This window comes from Paraburkholderia sp. FW306-2-2C-D06C (assembly GCF_058781505.1).
Window position 1 is genome coordinate 29,111 of sequence record NZ_JBYSWU010000016.1, and the last position, 18,537, is coordinate 47,647.

The following is an 18,537-nucleotide window of genomic DNA, read 5'->3' on the forward strand; positions in this document are numbered from 1 at the left end:
CATCCGCCTCGTCCGCATCAACCGCGGATCGCCCAGAAAGCCATCGACAATCCGGGAAACTCGCCGGCAAGATGCAGCGCAAGCCCGCCTGAACGGTCGAGTTGCCGCCACAGATCGCCGCTCTTGTCGAGCTCGAAGTACGCATAGCCCGCGTGATACGGAATCTGCCGCGGCGCGACCGGCAACGCGCGCACGCCGATGCCCGGCAATTGAAGCTGCACGAGATCGCGGATCCGCTCGACGGGGCCGAGCTTCACCTGTGCGGGAAAGCGCGTGTGCAAGACATCTGCCGGCACGTCCGCATGCACCGCCAGCACAAATCCGGCATCGCGCATCAATTCGGTATCCGACATGATTGCCACGCGCACGCCGTTGCCCGCATCCTTCAACTCGATCTGGATCGCGTTCTGCTCGAGCATGGTCGCGAGCGAGCGGCGCAATTCGCTCATCAGCTCGCCGAACGTCGTGCTCAGATCGTCGTGGTCATAACGGGGGAGCACCTGCGGACTGTGTGTGCTCGACGTGAATGTGCTGAGATCGCACGCGAGCTTGAGCCAGTCGCGGTACAACGTCTCCGGATGAATCGCAACCGGCTGCTGCGCATGCCACGTCACGGCGACGTAGCGGTTGATCAGCTCGAGCAGCAGAAAATCCGCCACTTCGCCCACCCCGGAGCGGCCCGGCTGCGTCAGGCGGCTCGCCAGCGTTTCGCCGCGCTGCGTGAGCAGCCGGTGCAATTCACTCATGTACCTTGCCAGCACCGGGCTCGTTTGCGCCGCGAGCATCGGCGGAATGTAGCCGGGCTCGGCAATCACGCGACGGTCTGCGCGGCGCTCGACGATGCGCATCACCCCCATCGCCTGCCAGTCGGACGAGAGATCCGATTCCGCCATCAGCCGCAAGTGCAACTTGCCGATCTGTATCAGTGCCGGACCGAGTCCGATCGTATTCACGTCGGCGACTTCGGTCTCCGTGGCAACGTAACGCGACAGCGGCGACACACTGTTCTCGTCGAACGAGACCTGCGCACTGTCGCCGCGCCACGTCGGCACCGCGAGCACGATCGTCTCGTTCGTCACGTCGGTGCGGATATCGAGCGGCGCGGGGGCGTCGCTGCCGCCGGCAAAATCGAACGGCGTGCCATCCGGCAGCACGCCCGATGCAGCGAGCAGCACGACCTTGCCCTGGGCAAGCGCCTCGGTGTCGACGTCGAGCGTGCTGAACCCCCAGAACAGCCCCTGAACGGGCAGGCAGCGCAGTTGCACATAGCGTTCGAAATGGCGCTCGAGCTGCTGGAAATGCTGCGGTCTCAGGAACATGCCCTCGGACCAGACGACGCGGTGGCGCAGCGCTGCACCTGCCCTCGGCGGCAAATCGATCGTGCTCATCGGTTTGCCCCCGTCTGGTCGACGATTTGCATTCCGCCGTTCCTCACGGCAATCGACAGCCGGATTTCTCCAGGCGAGGTCTGCCAGAATTTCAGCAGATTCGTTTCCTTGGCAGCGGGTAACGGCACGATCAATTTCCAGCGATTGCGCTCGAGCGCGCGATAGCCCGCGACCACACCGACATTGCGGGCATCGAGATCGCCCGCATATCGGACCGTGCGCGATTCGCCGGGACGTAGAATCAGCCGGTCCACGCCCAGCAGTTCGCCGGCCAGTGTGCTTTGCGTCTTGCTCTGAAGCGAAAAGAAATCGGCTCCGTCGAAACTCGCAGCCGACTTGAGCCGGAATATCTGCAAAACGATCGGCGACGGCCTTGCGCTTCCATCCGGATTCACGTCGGGTGCCACCTCAAAGGAAATCGCGTACGGTATCGGCAGCGATTTTTCTGTTGCTGCGCAACTGCCCAGCAGCATGCCGGCCAGCACGATTCCCACGAGCGGCCAATGCGCCTGTTTAATCGACACTTGCATCATCTCTCTCGTTCGTCAGAACGGCATGGTTGCGCCGAGGCGTTCGCGCCGGTACCTGGAGTTTTTGACCGGGCGGGTCCGCCGGCGGAAGGCTGCTCGAAAATGGGCATTGCTTCGCCGTGCGCACTTTTTTGCGGTCACGTGCGCACAGATAAAAAATCTGATTCAGCGTAATTCACATTTAAACCAAATAGCAACATCTGGTTTACCATTATTCAAAAATTGATACTTGGATCGTTGTTCTAATTAGTTTTTAATTCAATTTTTCTGGCATACAATTATCCAAAGCCGCACTCGCGCACAGACTACGAATTTTCACCATTGCGATAGGAAAATTGCGAGATATAGTTAACAGTTGCCTGTTTCACGTGTCGATATCACCCTATCCAGAGTGGGTTAGGCTCCATTTGATTTCATGAAAAAACTACCTGCTGTTTTTCGAAATGCTGAAAAAAATTCCTGATCCGGATAACACGCGTTTTGCCATTGGTAGCGTGACTCCATGAAGCTCATTGGCATTATCGCTACCGTGCTGGTGTTCTCCGCCTCCATCCTTGCCGGTTGCTCGAGCGTTTCGCCGCAGCAGCGCGCGGCCACAGAAACCGTTCAGAACGCGCGCAGTGCTTATTCGAGCGGCGATTACTCGCGCACGATCCAATTGCTCAGTCATGCCAGTGAAATCGACCGGTCCGATAGCACCACGCAGATCGAGGCTCATAAGCTCATGGCGTTCAGCTATTGCGTCACCGGCAGGGTATCGGCATGCCGTGCCGAATTCCGGAAGATCCTCGATATTGATCCGCGCTTCGCGTTGTCAGCGGCTGAACGGGGACATCCGATCTGGGGGCCGGCATTCGAAGCAGCGCGCCGGCAACGTGCGGCGGCGTCATCGTCATAGCGCAACGTGATGCAAGCCGGGAAATCTGCATAATCGAGTCAAGCGTCCATCATGCAATTGACTGTTATTGAACACGCCGGCCGCCCTATCCAACGCGGCACCACTGCAGTATTCAGGCCACCCGGCGGCACCATTGGCCGCAACGTCGACAATCATCTCGTGTTACCCGACGAAACGCGGCAGATCTCGCGGCTGCAAGCGCTGCTGCAGATGGACGGCGATCGCTGCGTGCTCAAGAATCTCAGCAGCGTATTGGTGGTCGAGGTCAACAGCACGCCGTTGTCATGCGCGGACGAGCACGCGTTGAAGGCCGGCGATGCGATTCGCATCGGAACGTACCTGTTGCGCGCCGAGCGCGACAATGTGGATGCGGGTACTGGCGAGGCGCCTGCAGCGCAGAGCCGCGACGATTTCTGGCATACGCTCGAATCGCGCTTCAGCGGCGGCACGCACCCAGGCGCTCAGCCCGGCGCACGCGAACGCGGCAGCGATGCGGTTCAGCGCGCCACCGCGTTCGACGAACTGCGCAACGTTCCTTCCGATCCGCTTGAATTGTTTGGTCCAGCCGACAGTGCAGGCGACGCCCTGTTTGAACCTTCTCCGAGCCACCTTGCGCAATCCGCAGCGCCGTTACCGCAGGCGGCGCCAGGCAGCCGCGATCGCCCATTCGGCGTGCAGAACACGGCATCGGACCATGCAGGCGAATGGACGCAGACGATACGCGCCCGCCCGCTCGTACCGGACACGCCGGACACGCCGGACACCGTGCGAGCCGTCGGGCAGCCCGGCAGGAGCGATGACGGACCTGCCGCGCCCCATCTCGACGTATCGGCTCAGCCCTTGCTGATGGCATTTATGCGAGGCGCGGGTCTCGACACCGCGAGTGACCGGTGGACGACCGATCAGTTCTACACCGCAGGACAGTTGCTAGCGCTGTTCGCCAACGGCACCGTGAAGCTGCTCTCGTCGCGCAGTATTCTCAAGCGCGAAGTGAAAGCCGACATGACGATGCTGCTCGACCGTGAGAACAATCCGCTCAAGCTGCTTCCGGACGGTGGCGCAGTACTCAGGCAGATGTTCGGCCTGCCTTTTCCAGGGTTCATGTCGCCACAAGGTGCAGTCAGCGACGCCTTCAACGATCTGCATGCGCATCAGATCGGCATGGTTGCCGGCATGCGCGCGGCACTCACCGAACTGCTCCGGCGTTTTGCTCCAGAACGGCTGGAACAGCGTACTCCGGTGCAGCAGTGGCTGGATCGTTATGTGCCGATGCGGCGCAAGGCCCGGCTATGGGATGAATATGTGAAGCTCCACCGCGACACGCTGCTCGCCGTCGAGGACGATTTCAGCGCTGTGTTCGGCAGTGCGTTTCTCGCGGCCTACGACGCGGAGGTCACGCAGTACCGCAATAGCTGCCGCGGCTGAAGCGGCGGGCGCATGGATATTTCGTATGCCTATTTCTCGTGCACTGGAAGCCGCTCGGGTAACCAGGACGTCATCGGCCACGTAGTATCAGAGAGGCACGCATGCTTTGTGGTTAGCGACGGCATCGCCGGCGAACCGGGCGGCGAGGTTGCGGCGCAATGCGCAGTGAATCATATCCTCGCCCACGGCAGCGCGCGCCCGATGACTTCCGCGGCAATCGAGGCTTGCATCAAGGACGCGAACGATGCGATTCTGGCCGAACAGGCGCGCGATCCGCGCAACCGGAAGATGGGCGCCACTGTCGTCGCGCTGTTCATCGATCGCATGGCGCGCACCGCACAATGGGCACACCTCGGCGACAGCCGGCTCTATCACTTCCGGCGTGGCTTGCTGATCCATCGCACGCGCGACCACAGTCTGTTGCAACGCATGGCCGACGCCGGCCTGCCATTCGACGGAATCAACCCGAATCTTCTCGATCGCGCACTTGGCGTACGCGGCGACATCACGCCTTGCGTCAGCCCGATTCAGTCGCTACATGACGGCGACGCCTTTCTGCTGTGCACGGATGGTCTTTGGCACGCGCTGTCCGACGCAAGCATCGGGCAACATCTGCGAATCGTCAACAAGGTGGACGACTGGTTGTCCCTGCTCCGGCACGCTGCTTCACATCAGCATACGCGCGGCACATCAATGGATAACTACTCGGCACTTGCGGTGTGGGTCGGCCGTCCTGAAGACGTCACCCTGCAGCGGGTCAAGGAATAGATCAGGCATTCGCAGCACAGTCGTGGCCGGGTTTCACCGGCACCAACTGCATTCCGGATCGGACCGATCCGGTCAGGTCTTGCCTGGCGGCGAAGTGACACTCCGATCGCGCGTCTTGTCTGCAATGCGTTGTTGCGCCCGTGCGGCTTCGACGTGGCGGTTCTCGAGACAAACCTCCCTGCGGCAAAGCGCGCACCGGCTGCCCGCGAACTGGCCTACTTCAAGGTGAAGGTTAGCGTTCCGTAACCAAGCTGGTCAAAGCCGCCGCTGTTGGGGCCGTAGTCACCCCCGCCGCCTTCCGCGCGCACCTTTTTCGCGAAGGCTTCGACATCAGGTGCGTTCATGCCCTTGAGCACAACGTAGTGGTTGTACAGCAGTTCCCAGATCGGCCGCACATCGCCACGCGACTTGTCCGAAATCGTCATCTGCGTGACATCGCTGTTGGTGTACGTGGTATAGGGCACATCGCGACCGAGGTTGTACCGGGCTGCATATTCAGCGCCTAGCAGAAAACGATTGTGGTCATAACCGAACAGATCGTCTCCCTGATTCCACGCCATCTGGCAGAACGTACCGAGCAGCGCTACGTCGAGCATGGTGTGTCCCTGATCACGTCCGCTCTCCTGCACCTGTCCGATTCCGCCATCGTAGATTTTCCACACGACATGGCCGATAGCGCCGTTGCCGGCGCCGTGCCTGAAATACCCGGTGGCCTCGTCGTAGATGTCGCGGCGATCCGTGAGCACGCCGATAGCGAGCATCGAGTCCATGTTCGCGAGGTCCCAGTTCGCCCAGTAGTGGTCTGTCTTCGCGCCGTTGTGGCGAACGAGGAAGTCGTGGTTCATCGGATAGAAGACCGTCAGCATCGTCGTCTTGAAGCGGCCGAAGTCGGCTGGGCGCCATTCAGGATAAGTGCGCAGGATCTCGGCGGCGTTGGCAAGCTGGTAGCCGTAGATTCCTGAGGCCAGGAACTTGTCCGAAGTGCCGTCAATCGCAGTCAGGGTCGATGACCAGGCATTCAGAATCTCAACCGCCTTTCCGGCATACGCGTCGTCGCCGGAAATCTTCCATCGCAAGGCCAGCGCGTAGGCGGCTGCGGCATCGTTGAAGAGCGCTGCATAGTTCTCTGCATGGTGGCCGTCCGCACCCCGATACACGATCGCCTGCGGATTGGGCTTCCAGTTCAGCGACGCGTGTCGATTGGCGACGAGTTTCTGCCAGCCGGCGACCCAGGGCTGATCGCCGTGCGCGACCTTGATGCGCATCCGGTCGAAGTCCTGCTGTGTGTGAAGCAAGCCCGGATGCACGAATGGATGAGCATCGTTTGCCAGTGCTTCCGGGTTGGTGCTGACGAAGAAGAGTGCCGCAAGAATGCCGCAGCTGAAACGCGCGACGCAGGCCGGCCGCTGGCGAATAAAATTTGAAGATTCCAACTTAGCTCCGAAGGGGGACCGGTTCACCTGGCAACAGGTTGCTATAACACCGGTGAAAGCATAAGGGATACCGTTGTCCTGGGTAGCGGTCTGATGGCTTAAGTTCCGCGCAAGTGAAGCCGCCCCCGTCCCGATCCGTTCTTGCCAGGCCATTTATGGGGACGCAATTGGATCAACGGTGATCCGTGAGGAAACTTACACCCTGATTGATGGCGCACATGTAGCCGATCTGAGAAGCGATGCGTGTGTACGAAGGTAGTGAAAAGACGTCCATGGTAAAGGCGACTGTCTGGTCAGGCTTGACCTGATAGCGCAGAAACTGCCAGATCGGCTGGCCGGTGCGATCAACCGTTGCGTGTTCGTCAGCAAAACTGAGTGTGCCGTCCGGAATGATCCGGTATGCGCCTATCTTCAGGCCGCCGCGAGCTGTGCCGGGAGAAGTCGTGCCAGCTGCGGGTTCACACCTGGTAAGGTCGACAGCGACGGAGACGCTGGCGCCGCGAGCGAGCGCGGCTTCGACATCGGACAAACTCGACAGTTCGACCGTGGAGGAGGCGTAAGCCGCGCCGGAAAAGGCAGCGAATGAGAGCACGGTCAGTGACGTTTTAAGCATCCTTATCCTCGAATGAAATATCAGATTGCGCTTTCGGGTTACATCGAACTGTGAGTACCGATCTGCGCAAGAAAAGTTGCAAAGCACCGTCACATTGTCGGCGGCGCTCGCCTGGATGCGTCCGAGTCACGGTCCCGACAGAACGTCGTCGCCGGCGCGATTGCAGTTTCAGCGCGCACAGACGCGTCTCGTGACGCCGACCATTCGCACGCGAACTCCGGCAAGCACCGATGGCGACCCGCGGGGACTTTCTCGCCTGGTTCGACGGTTACGGCCCCCACCGTAGCGTCGAGATCCGGCATCGAACATTCGGCCGAATGGTTAGGCTTACTGGCTATATCGACACAAGGAAAAGCCCATCGGAACCAGGTCCCGATGGGCTTGCTTGAACTTCGACAAAAACGCTCAGGCGTTTAACCCAGCGTAGCCAGACTGTGCTCGATATCCGCGCGCAAATCGGCCTCCTCTTCCAGGCCGATATAAAACCGCACTAACGTACCGCGATGCGGCCATTGCCCTTCGGTGCGCATCGACGCGACGTCGTACGGCATCGCGAGACTATGCGCGCCGCCCCAGCTCCAACCGAGCGAAAACAGTTCCAGCGACTCGCAGAACGTATCGATTTGCGCCGGACTGTAACGCCCATCGAACACAACGGAAAACAGGCCGCCCGCGCCCGTGAAGTCGCGCTTGAAAAATTCATGCCCCGGGCAATCGGGCAGCGCCGGGTGCAATACCGCCGCGATTTCCGGCCGCGTCTTCAGCCATCTGGCCAGCCCGAGCGCCGCGCGGTCATGCTGTTCGAAGCGCAGTTGCAGGGTCGGCAGGCTGCGCAGAATCAGCGAACAGTCATCCGAGGAGACGCCGATGCCCATGCGCATGCGCGCGGCCTTCAGCTTCAGATGCAACTCGCGATCGACGGTGATGGTCGCGCCCATCAGCACATCGCCGCCGCCCGACTGGTACTTGGTCAGCGCCTGCACCGAGATATCGACGCCGTGGTCGAACGGCCGGAACCCAAGCCCCGCCGACCACGTATTGTCGATGGCCGTGACGACGTTGCGCGCGCGCGCAACCGCGGTGATGGCGGGCACGTCGGCCACTTCCATCGTGACCGAACCCGGCGCTTCCAGCCAGATCAAGCGCGTGTTGGGCTGGATCAGATCGGCGATGCCCGCGCCGATCATCGGATCGTAGTAACGCGCCGTGATGCCGAAATCGCGCGCCAGCCAGTCGCCGTGATCGCGATTCGGCGAGTAGACGTTATCGGGAATCAGCACGTCGTCGCCGGCTTTGACAATGCCGAAGTACACGTTCGAAATCGACGACAGCCCCGACGGCTGCAATAACGCGTGCTTGCCGCCTTCGATGGTCGCAAGCCGCTGCGCCAGCGCGAGCGAAGTCGGCGTGGCGTGCAGGCCGTAGCGCCATTGCGCATCGTTTTTCCAGTCGAGCGCGCGCATCGTCGCGAGATCGGGGAACACGACGGTCGAAGCCCGCATGACCGGCATCGAGAACGATTCGAAGCCAGGCGTGAGCTGATCCTTGGCGCGCACGATGCGGGTTTGCAGACCGGGTTTGGATTTGGATTGGGTCATGGTGAATTTCACTCGCCGGTTTGCAGGTTGCTGACGCCACCCACCGCGTGACCGCCCGTTCCGGCCGCCGGGGCCGGTGCAGCGGCAACACCCGCGGATGGCTGCGGCACCGCCGCGGCCTTGTTCACAGCAGCGCCCGCCGCCGTGACAGCCGCGGCGGCCGGCACCGCCTGCCCCGCTGCCAGCGGCTTCAGATCGAACGCCAGCGGATTGGCATCGTCGACGTTCATCCGTTCGCCGGTGACCGAACCGTCGGCGGCAAATTTGCCGACCCAGTTCCCGGTGATATGCGTGCCGTCGTTCGACTCTTCGACTTCGAGCACGTCGCCGTCACGGTCGCCGGCGATCAGCACCACTTCGCCGTTATCCGTGTACTGATACTCGCCGTGCACGCCGGACGGATCATCGGTTTTCGCGCCGAGCCGCAGCACAATCTGACGTGAGCCCAGCATGCCGGCGTAGCGCGGGAACTTCGCGAATTCGGGGCTCGGCTTGAGCGGCAACTGAATCGGCGGCGGCGCCGCCAATTCCTTCACCGCGTCGCTTTCCGCCCATGCCTGCGCGGGCATCAACGCCGCCGCGCCGGCACACAGCAATGCGGCAACGCTCACGACTGTCCAACCCTTCCAACCCTTCCAACCGGCCCAACCGCGCCGACGCGCCGCGCCCTTCATCGCTTTCGATTCCTGCATCCGTTCCTTTCCTTGTTGCGTGATACCTGCGTGATACCTGCGTGATACCTGCTCGATACCTGTCTGACGCGAGTTTGCCGCCCGGCCTCAGATCCGTTCGAAGACCGCCGCAATACCCTGCCCGCCGCCGATACACATCGTCACCAGCGCATACCGGCCGCCGACCCGCTGCAACTCGTACAGCGCCTTGACGGTAATCAGCGCGCCGGTCGCGCCGATCGGGTGGCCGAGCGAAATACCCGAGCCGTTCGGATTGACCTTCGCGGGATCGAGGCCGAGTTCCTTGCTGACCGCGCACGCCTGAGCGGCAAACGCCTCGTTCGCCTCGATCACATCGAGATCGGCGACCGTCAGGCCGGCGCGCTCGAGCGCCTTGCGCGTGGCTGGAACCGGGCCGATACCCATATAAGCCGGATCGACGCCGGCATGCGCGTACGAAACCAGCCGCGCCAGCGGCTTGATGCCGCGCTGTTCGGCGACGCCGCGCTCCATCAGTACGACCGCCGCGGCGGCGTCGTTGATGCCCGACGCATTACCGGCCGTCACCGTGCCGTTTTCCTTCGCGAACACCGGCTTGAGCTTCGAGAAGTCTTCCGCCGTTGCATTCATGCGTGCGTGCTCGTCCGTATCGAACACGACGTCGCCCTTCTTCGAAGGAATCGTGATCGGCAGGATCTGGTCCTTGAAGTAGCCGCTGCTGATCGCGTGAGCCGCACGGCGATGCGATTCGAGCGCGAGCGCATCCTGCGCTTCACGCGAGATGTCGTATTTGCGCGCGACGTTCTCAGCCGTCACACCCATATGGACCGACTGGAACGGGTCGTTCAGCGCGCCGACCATCATGTCGACGAGGCGCACATCGCCCATGCGCTGGCCGAAGCGCGCGGCGGGCATCGAGTACGGCGCGCGGCTCATGTTTTCCGCGCCGCCGCCGATCGCGATGTCGGCGTCGCCGAGCAGCACGCTTTGCGCGGCCGACACGATCGCCTGCAAGCCCGAGCCGCACAGGCGGTTCACCGTCAACGCGGGCGCGTGTTGCGCGACGCCGCCGTTGATCGCGGCCACGCGCGCCAGATACATGTCTTTCGGTTCGGTATGCACGACATTGCCGAACACCACATGGCCGACTTCGTCGCCGGACACATTGGCGCGCGCCAGCGCTTCACGCACCACGCGGGCGCCGAGATCGGTCGGCGGAAAATCCTTCAGACTGCCGCCAAAGGTGCCGATCGCCGTACGCACGCCGCTTACCACCACTACGTCCCGTTGCATCGCTCGCTCCTCTCTTTAGTCTCTCAAGATGATCTTGCCTTGGCGGGCCGCGTGTTGCAGCGCGAAGCGATCAGCCAGCCAGGATGTGTTCGACCGTCGCCCGCGAAGGGATCGGCGCGACGGCGCCGTAGCCTTGCGTCGACAGCGCCGCGGCGACGTTCGCATAACGCGCCGCTTCAAAAGGATCGTCACCGGCGACGATGCGCGCGATGAACGCGCCGCCGAAGCAGTCGCCCGCGCCGGTCGCATCGACCGCGTTGACGACGTGGCCCGGCACGACGCGCCGCTCATTGGGCGTCGCGATATACGAGCCTTCCTTGCCGAGCTTGAGCGCGACCACGCGCGGACCGTGCGACAGCAGGAAATCGACGATCTCGTCGCGGCCGGTCAAGCCGGTGAGTTCGGTCACGTCGTCCCAGCTCGGCAGACAGATGTCGGTCTGACGGATCGCTTCGAGCATCACCGCACGCGCCCGGGCCAACGGCCACAGCTTCAGGCGCAGGTTGGTGTCGAAGCTCACGCGCACGCCGTTGGCGCGTGCATGTTCGATCGCGGCAAGCGCCGCGTCGCAGGCGCTCAGGCTGATCGCGAGGCTGATGCCGGATAGATGGATGACTTTGGCCGCGGCAATCGCATCGAGCGGCAGGTCGTGCGGCGCATAACGGCTCGCGGCCGAACCGGCGCGCAGATAGTCGAACGCGTGGCCGTTGGGGCCGTGCGAGACAAAATACACACCGGTCGATGCGCGCTCGTCCACCCGCACGAGCGAGGTATTCACCTGCTCGCGTTCCCACAAATCGATCAGCAAACGCCCGAAATGATCGCCGCCGACCGCCGACACGAAACCGGTCTTCGCGCCCTGCCGCGCCGCCGCGATACAGAAGTTCGACGTGTCGCCGCCGAAACCTTGCAGGTAGTTCGGCTGATCCTTGGCCGACTGGTTGAATTCGATCATCGCCTCGCCGAGCGCGAGGATCTCCGGTGTACGGGCTTCCGGCATCCGGGTGTCCGGCATCCGGGCTTCCGGCACACGAGTCACGCTTAAGGCCATCGCTTAAACCTCGCCCCACAGGTCGTGGCCGTCGGCGCCGGTGATCTTCACCGACACGAAATCGCCGACCTTGTAACGCTTCGACGCTTTGGCGGCGGGCGCGATATACACGACACCGTCGATCTCAGGCGCATCCGCAGCGGTGCGGCCAATGCCGCCGTCGGCGTTGATCTCGTCGACCAGCACCTTGAGCGTCTTGCCGACCTTCTTCGCGATGCGCTTCGCCGACACTTCTTCGGCCACTTCCATGAAACGCGCACGGCGTTCCTCACGCACTTCGTCGGGCAGCGCGCCGTCGAGTTCGTTGGCCGTGGCGCCTTCGACCGGCGAGTACGCAAAGCAGCCGACCCGATCCAGCTCCGCCTCGCGGATGAAATCGAGCAGCGTCTGGAACTGCTCTTCGGTCTCGCCCGGGAAGCCGGCAATGAAAGTGCTGCGGATCGTCAGATCAGGACACATTTCGCGCCACGCCTTCACGCGCTCCATCACCTTCTCGGCGTTGGCCGGACGTTTCATGCGCTTCAACACTTCAGGGTGCGCATGCTGGAACGGCACGTCGAGATACGGCAGCACATGGCCCTTGTACGGACCTTCGGCCATCATCGGGATCACTTCGTCGACGCTCGGATACGGATACACATAGTGCAGACGCACCCATGCGCCGTATTGCGCGGCGAGTTCGCCGAGCGCGCCGACCAGATCGGTCATCCGCGTCTTGATCGGCTTGCCGTTCCAGAAACCCGTGCGGTACTTGACGTCGACGCCATAAGCGCTGGTGTCCTGTGAAATCACCAGCAGTTCCTTCACGCCGGACTTGAACAGGTTTTCCGCTTCGAGCATGACCTCGGCAAGCGGACGCGACACGAGGTCGCCGCGCATCGACGGAATGATGCAGAACGTGCAGCGGTGGTTGCAGCCTTCGGAAATTTTCAGGTACGCGTAGTGACGCGGCGTGAGCTTCACGCCCGCCGCCGGCACCAGATCGACGAACGGATCGTGCGGCTTCGGCAGATGGTTGTGCACCGCCTGCATCACTTCGCCGACCGCGTGCGGGCCGGTCACGGCCAGCACCTTCGGATGCACTTCTTCGATCAGACCGGAACCGCTCGCGCTCTTTTTCGCGCCGAGGCAGCCGGTGACGATCACTTTGCCGTTTTCGTGGAGCGCTTCGCCGATCGCGTCGAGGCTTTCCTGCACGGCTTCGTCGATGAAGCCGCAGGTGTTGACGACCACGAGGTCCGCGCCGTCGTACGTGCCGGAGATCTCGTAGCCCTCGGCACGCAACTGCGTGATGATCTGCTCGGAGTCGACAAGCGCTTTGGGGCAGCCGAGGCTGACGAAGCCGACCTTCGGCGTGGAAGACGTCGGCGCGGCGGGGGAAGTGGTCTGCGGCATAGGGTGGGTCCGGCGTATAGCGGTGGCGATGGCGACAAATGGGGATGAATTGGGGGACGGTGTGGCAGGAACTACGGGGTTAAAGAATCATCCCCGGCAAAACGCCCCGCACACGCAACCTATCATTGTACCGCGCCGGCGGCCCTCCGCTTGCGCGCGCCGTGCCGGCCGCTCTGATCGAATCCGCCATGCACGCCGAGTGCACGCCGGTCCACCGCCGGCCGCGCGGCGGCCAAGCGAACGCCTGCGCCCTCGCCGCCATCGTTGCTTGCGCCGTTACTTCTTCTCCGGCTCCGGATTGCCTTGCGGATTGCCTTGCGGATTGCCTTGTGGATTGCCCGACGGATTTGCCGACGGATTTGCCGGCGCATTGGCCGCATTCACCGGGCCGCCCGGCGTAAACGGGAAGGTGCTGAACATGGACTTCGCCTGGTTCTGCATCTGCTCCTGCATCTGCACGAACATGTTCTTCGACTGCTCGATATAGCTGGTCATCATGCCCTGCATCATCGGCGCCTGCATGTTCATGAACTGCGACCAGACTTCGGGATTCATCGCCTTGCCTTCGTACAGGTTCTTCGACTGGTCGGCGAGTTTCGCCTGAATGTCGATGAACGCCTGGATGTTCTTTTCCAGATACGTGCCCATCATGCCCTGCATCGCATGGCCGTAGAAGCGGATGATCTGCGACAGCATCGACGACGAGAACATCGGCAAGCCGCCGCTCTCCTCTTCGAGAATGATCTGCAACAGGATGGCGCGCGTCAGATCCTCGTTGCTCTTTGCATCGATGACCTTGAAATCCTCCTGATCCAGCACGAGCTGTTTGACATCCGTCAGCGTGATGTACGTGCTTGTCTCTGTATCGTAGAGCCGACGATTCGGATACTTCTTGATCAGTCGTTCGGCTGTTTTCTTTGTAGTAGTGGTCATGTAACGCCTTTGAGCGCGAGTTGAGCGCGGAAACGGCGTCCCGTCGACTGCACGATCGGGTAATCGCACAGTCGAGACGCCGCCGGAACCATCTGAGCCGAAGCGCGCCGCCTTGTGGGCGGCGCGCTCGAGACTCAGCCCATATGCAAACCGCCGTTCAGCGAAAAATCAGCGCCCGTGGAGAAACCCGATTCGTCCGAGGCCAGCCACGCCACGATCGAACCGATTTCGTCCGGCTGGCCGAGACGGCGCACCGGAATCGTTGCGACGATTTTTTCCAGCACGTCCGGGCGGATCGACTTGACCATATCAGTGCCGATGTAGCCCGGCGACACGGTGTTGACCGTCACGCCCTTGGTGGCCACTTCCTGCGCCAAAGACATCGTGAAGCCGTGAATGCCGGCCTTCGCAGTGGAGTAGTTGGTCTGGCCGAACTGGCCTTTCTGCCCGTTCACCGACGAAATGTTGATGACCCGGCCCCAGCCGCGCTCAACCATGCCGTCGATCACCTGCTTGGTGACGTTGAACAGGCTGGTCAGGTTGGTGTCGATCACCGCCGTCCAGTCTTCGTGCGTCATCTTGCGGAACACGACGTCGCGCGTGATGCCGGCGTTGTTCACCAGCACATCGATCTCGCCGACTTCGGACTTGACCTTGTCGAACGCGGCCCTGGTCGAATCCCAGTCGCCGACATTGCCTTCGGACGCGATGAAGTCGAAACCCAGCGCCTTCTGCTCGTCGAGCCACTTCACACGGCGCGGCGAGTTCGGGCCGCAGCCTGCGACCACCTTGAAACCTTCTTTGTGGAGCCGCTGGCAAATGCTCGTGCCGATGCCACCCATGCCGCCCGTTACGTACGCAATTCGCTGTGTCATAAACTTCACTCCGTTATCGTTTTCGAGGCGCCGACCGGCTGCCTCATCCCTCGCCTTGTGCTTCATCTCCACTGCCGCCGGGCGACCGGCCGGCGAGGCCACTGCTCACCGCGCGCCGCCCGCTGCAACGAGGCGCGCGGCAACCATGCCTGAAACCGCCTTACGCACGCTCGACCGCCAGCGCGACGCCCATGCCGCCGCCGATACACAGCGACGCCAGACCCTTCTTCGCATCGCGCTTCTGCATTTCGTGCAGCAGCGTGACGAGAATCCGGCAACCGGACGCGCCGATCGGATGGCCGATCGCGATCGCCCCGCCGTTCACGTTGACCTTCGACGTATCCCAGCCCATCTGCTTGTGCACGGCGAGCGCCTGCGCGGCAAAGGCTTCATTGATTTCCATCAGGTCGAGATCGGCCGGGCTCCAGCCCGCGCGCTCCAGACAGCGGCGCGAAGCCGGCACCGGGCCCATGCCCATCACTTTCGGATCGACGCCCGCGTTGGCGTAGGCCTTGATGCGCGCGAGCGGCGTGAGGCCGAGCGCCTCGGCCTTCTTCGCCGACATCACGATCACCGCCGCCGCGCCGTCGTTCAGACCCGACGCGTTCGCCGCCGTCACCGTGCCTTCCTTCGAGAACGCCGGCTTCAGGCCCGCGAGCGATTCGGCCGTCACGCCATGACGCACGAATTCATCCGTGGCGAAACGCAGCGGCTCGCCCTTGCGTTGCGGAATTTCGACCGGCACGATTTCGTCGTCGAAACGGCCCGACTTCTGCGCGGCTTCCGCCTTGTTCTGCGACAGCGCCGCGAACGCGTCCTGCTGCTCGCGCGTGATGCCGTATTCCTTGGCGACGTTCTCCGCCGTCACGCCCATGTGGTACTGGTTATACACGTCCCACAGGCCGTCGACGACCATCGAGTCGATCAGCTTGGCGTCGCCCATGCGGAAGCCGTCGCGCGAACCCGGCAGCACGTGCGGCGCCGCGCTCATGTTTTCCTGACCGCCGGCGACCACGATGTCGGCGTCGCCCGCGATGATCGCGTTGGCGGCCAGCATCACCGCCTTCAGCCCCGAGCCGCACACCTTGTTGATCGTCATGCCGGGCACGGCCGATGGCAGCCCTGCCTTGATCAGCGACTGACGCGCCGGGTTCTGGCCGGAGCCGGCCGCCAGCACCTGGCCCATGATCACTTCGCTGACCTGCTCGGGCTTCAGACCGGCCCGTTCGAGAACGGCACGAATCACCGTGGCGCCAAGATCGGGCGCGGCGATCTTCGCCAGAGACCCACCGAATTTGCCTACTGCCGTACGGGCGGCCGATACGATCACAACATCAGTCATTTCCATATCCTCCGGGCACGCCGGCCAATTGCGCCGCAGCCCGTCAAGTTAAAAGTCTAGTTGCTCTTTCGCTCTTGCTTCAATCACGCGCTCATCCGGATCACTCTTCGAACTGCGCAATGAAATCTTCACGGCGACTCACATTACACACTACTCGCGCCGCCGCACATAGCGCCCCGGCGCCGGCTCGATGACTGGAAACCCGGCCGAGCCCGGTTTGGCGCGCGGCTTCACTTTCTTGCCGCCGTACTGCTCCAGCCAGGCGGTCCATTCGGGCCACCAGCTGCCGGGGACTTCGGCGGCCTGATCCAGCCACTCGTCCGGGCCTTCCGGCAGTGTTCTGGTGTCGCCTTCCAGAACCCAGTAATTGCGCTTTTTCTTCGCCGGCGGATTGATCACGCCCGCGATATGGCCCGACGCGCCGAGCACGAACTTCAGCGGCCCCGTCAGCAACGGCACCGACGCATACGCCGTTTGCCACGGCACGATATGGTCTTCGCGCGAACCGTAAATGAAGGTCGGCACGTCGATCTTCGACAGGTCGACCGGCTCGCCGCAGGTGGTCAACGCACCCGGCTCGCGCAGACGGTTCTCGAGATACGTATTGCGCAGATACCAGACGTACATCGGACCCGGCAGACTGGTCGAATCGCTGTTCCAGTACAGCAGATCGAACGGCACCGGCGTGCGCCCTTTGAGGTAGTTGTCGACGACGTAGCTCCACACCAGGTCGTTCGGGCGCAGGAACGAGAACGTGTTGGCGAACTCGATGCCGCGCATCAGCCCCGGCGCGCCGCCGTTCTTGCCGCCAATGCTCTGCTCGCGCATCTGCACATGCGCTTCGTCGACGAAGATGTCGAGCACGCCCGTGTCCGAGAAATCGAGCATCGCGGTGAGCAAGGTCATCGACGCGGCCGGATGTTCGCCGCGCGCGGCTGCCACCGCCAGCGCCGTGGCCAGCATCGTGCCGCCGACACAGAAGCCGAGCGTGTTGATCTGCTCGCGGCCGCTGATCTTGCACACCGTATCGATCGCGGTGAGCACGCCTTCGCCGATGTAATCGTCCCACGTCTTATGCGCAATGGATGCATCCGCGTTGCGCCACGAGATCAGGAACACCTGATGCCCCGAATCGAGCGCATGCGCGACCAGCGAGTTCTCCGGCTGCAGATCGAGAATGTAGAACTTGTTGATGCAAGGCGGCACGATCAACAGTGGCCGTTCGTGCACGGTGGCTGCACGCGGCTTGTACTGGATCAACTGGATCAGATCGTTTTCGAAAATGACCGAGCCTTCGGTGTTCGCGAGATTGTCGCCGACCACGAAACGCGATTCGTCAGTCTGCGAAATTTTGCCGCGCTGCAAGTCGCTGAGCAGGTTCATCACACCCTGCCGCAAACTCTCGCCCTGACTCTCGAGCAAGGTCTTTTGCGCTTCCGGATTCAAGGCGAGGAAGTTGCTGGGCGATGCTGCCGCGGTCCATTGCTGCACAGCGAAGCGAATGCGTTCCCGCATCTTCGGTTCGGTTTCGAGCGCATCGACCAGTTCCTGCAGATAACGTGCATTCAACAGATACCACGCCGCGGTGAACGCGTAGGCCGGCGTTGCGCTCCATGCGTCGGCACTGAAACGGCGGTCTTTGAGTTCGGGGATTTTCGTCGTCGAGGCGGCGGCCTGCTGGATCAACTCCATCGCCTCGCGGGAATAATCGGCTTGCAGCTTTTGCAGACGCTCCGATGGGATCGCCGCGCCCGGAACATTGAGTCCGGCGAATGACGTCAGCGACGGCATCGCCGGAATAGATGCGACAGCGGCTGCTTTGCTGAAGTCCGGCATGCCGGGAAACGCTGGCATTTGCGGCATCTGCACCGGCATCTGCGGCATGGTGAATGGCGCGCCGTTGCCGCCGGGCGGTGTGCCGAGCGAACGCCATGCGTTCACCCAGGCGTCGAATAACTGCTGCATGCCGGCGGCTGAAGTTGCGCCGCCCGTACCGGCCTGCTGCGCATGCTCCGTCGAGGAGTCCGTGCTGGGGGAAGCTGAGGAATATGATGCTGCCATACCTGCTTTTGACCGGTAAGTCCTTGCGGACGGTTTGAGAGGCAGGTTCTTGCGCACGTGGGCGATTGCTCGCGACCTCGTCACGCCCTGCTCCATGTGTGAGGAACATTCTTGCTCCCCATTGCAAGGCATGTCAATGCTTGTTCCCGATTTTGCCGCAGTGCGATATTTTTTTAATTATCGTTTTCCCTGTGTAGCAGATCGCGCTTTTGAACATGGTTCGCCACATGGACTCACCAAGGAAAAAGCTCCCATTTGGCATG

16 protein-coding genes are annotated in these 18,537 nt (G+C 62.4%); 3 read left to right on the forward strand and 13 right to left on the reverse strand.

What is annotated here, in order from left to right; translation table 11 throughout:
• Positions 1-17: 17 nt before the first annotated feature.
• Together tssK and tssJ are read right to left on the reverse strand one after the other, a co-directional pair.
• A complete protein-coding gene (tssK, locus tag AC3WLT_RS14525) occupies positions 18-1,388 on the reverse strand; it encodes a type VI secretion system baseplate subunit TssK (RefSeq protein ID WP_492592416.1) in 1,371 nt (456 codons plus the stop codon).
• The gene (gene tssJ / locus AC3WLT_RS14530) at positions 1,385-1,918 is read right to left on the reverse strand and encodes a type VI secretion system lipoprotein TssJ (protein WP_492592417.1); all 534 of its coding nucleotides are present in this window, start codon (positions 1,916-1,918) and stop codon (positions 1,385-1,387) included. Before tssJ ends, tssK begins: the two co-directional genes overlap by 4 nt.
• A gap of 502 nt (positions 1,919-2,420) precedes the next feature.
• Between tssJ and AC3WLT_RS14535 the strand changes: the two genes are divergently transcribed.
• From AC3WLT_RS14535 to AC3WLT_RS14545, 3 genes are read left to right on the forward strand one after another with little or no spacing between them, the layout of a single operon-like run.
• The gene (locus tag AC3WLT_RS14535) at positions 2,421-2,816 is read left to right on the forward strand and encodes a TssQ family T6SS-associated lipoprotein (protein ID WP_492592418.1); all 396 of its coding nucleotides are present in this window, start codon (positions 2,421-2,423) and stop codon (positions 2,814-2,816) included.
• Positions 2,817-2,867: 51 nt separating this feature from the next.
• Positions 2,868-4,241 (forward strand): type VI secretion system-associated FHA domain protein TagH, encoded by a 1,374-nt coding sequence (gene tagH / locus AC3WLT_RS14540; protein ID WP_492592419.1) that lies wholly within the window; start codon positions 2,868-2,870, stop codon positions 4,239-4,241.
• A gap of 12 nt (positions 4,242-4,253) precedes the next feature.
• A complete protein-coding gene (locus tag AC3WLT_RS14545; RefSeq protein WP_492592420.1) occupies positions 4,254-5,009 on the forward strand; it encodes a PP2C family protein-serine/threonine phosphatase in 756 nt (251 codons plus the stop codon).
• Between the two features lie 215 nt (positions 5,010-5,224).
• Here AC3WLT_RS14545 and AC3WLT_RS14550 read toward each other — a convergent pair whose 3' ends face one another.
• The 11 genes from AC3WLT_RS14550 to phaC form a co-directional block, all read right to left on the reverse strand.
• Positions 5,225-6,595 (reverse strand): alginate lyase family protein, encoded by a 1,371-nt coding sequence (locus tag AC3WLT_RS14550; RefSeq protein WP_492592421.1) that lies wholly within the window; start codon positions 6,593-6,595, stop codon positions 5,225-5,227.
• 19 nt (positions 6,596-6,614) lie between these two features.
• Positions 6,615-7,055 carry a VirK family protein gene (locus AC3WLT_RS14555; protein ID WP_492592422.1) on the reverse strand — a complete coding sequence of 147 codons (441 nt, stop codon included), beginning with the start codon at positions 7,053-7,055 and terminating at the stop codon, positions 6,615-6,617.
• A 413-nt stretch (positions 7,056-7,468) separates the two neighbouring features.
• Positions 7,469-8,653, reverse strand: a complete 1,185-nt coding sequence (locus tag AC3WLT_RS14560; protein ID WP_492592423.1) for a cystathionine beta-lyase — start codon at positions 8,651-8,653, stop codon at positions 7,469-7,471.
• An 8-nt stretch (positions 8,654-8,661) separates the two neighbouring features.
• The gene (locus AC3WLT_RS14565; protein WP_492592424.1) at positions 8,662-9,345 is read right to left on the reverse strand and encodes a hypothetical protein; all 684 of its coding nucleotides are present in this window, start codon (positions 9,343-9,345) and stop codon (positions 8,662-8,664) included.
• An 87-nt stretch (positions 9,346-9,432) separates the two neighbouring features.
• A complete protein-coding gene (bktB, locus tag AC3WLT_RS14570) occupies positions 9,433-10,617 on the reverse strand; it encodes a beta-ketothiolase BktB (protein ID WP_492592425.1) in 1,185 nt (394 codons plus the stop codon).
• Between the two features lie 70 nt (positions 10,618-10,687).
• Positions 10,688-11,617 (reverse strand): sugar kinase, encoded by a 930-nt coding sequence (locus AC3WLT_RS14575; protein WP_492592426.1) that lies wholly within the window; start codon positions 11,615-11,617, stop codon positions 10,688-10,690.
• Between the two features lie 54 nt (positions 11,618-11,671).
• Positions 11,672-13,063: a 30S ribosomal protein S12 methylthiotransferase RimO gene (rimO, locus tag AC3WLT_RS14580; RefSeq protein WP_492592427.1), complete on the reverse strand. Its 1,392-nt coding sequence runs from the start codon at positions 13,061-13,063 to the stop codon at positions 11,672-11,674.
• A gap of 276 nt (positions 13,064-13,339) precedes the next feature.
• Complete coding sequence (gene phaR / locus AC3WLT_RS14585; protein ID WP_492592428.1) at positions 13,340-13,996, reverse strand: polyhydroxyalkanoate synthesis repressor PhaR; 657 nt, start codon at positions 13,994-13,996, stop codon at positions 13,340-13,342.
• A 134-nt stretch (positions 13,997-14,130) separates the two neighbouring features.
• Positions 14,131-14,871 (reverse strand): 3-ketoacyl-ACP reductase, encoded by a 741-nt coding sequence (locus AC3WLT_RS14590; RefSeq protein WP_492592429.1) that lies wholly within the window; start codon positions 14,869-14,871, stop codon positions 14,131-14,133.
• Positions 14,872-15,031: 160 nt separating this feature from the next.
• A complete protein-coding gene (locus AC3WLT_RS14595; protein ID WP_492592430.1) occupies positions 15,032-16,213 on the reverse strand; it encodes an acetyl-CoA C-acetyltransferase in 1,182 nt (393 codons plus the stop codon).
• Positions 16,214-16,363: 150 nt separating this feature from the next.
• The gene (gene phaC, locus AC3WLT_RS14600) at positions 16,364-18,178 is read right to left on the reverse strand and encodes a class I poly(R)-hydroxyalkanoic acid synthase (protein WP_492592507.1); all 1,815 of its coding nucleotides are present in this window, start codon (positions 18,176-18,178) and stop codon (positions 16,364-16,366) included.
• Between the last annotated feature and the right edge of the window lie 359 nt (positions 18,179-18,537).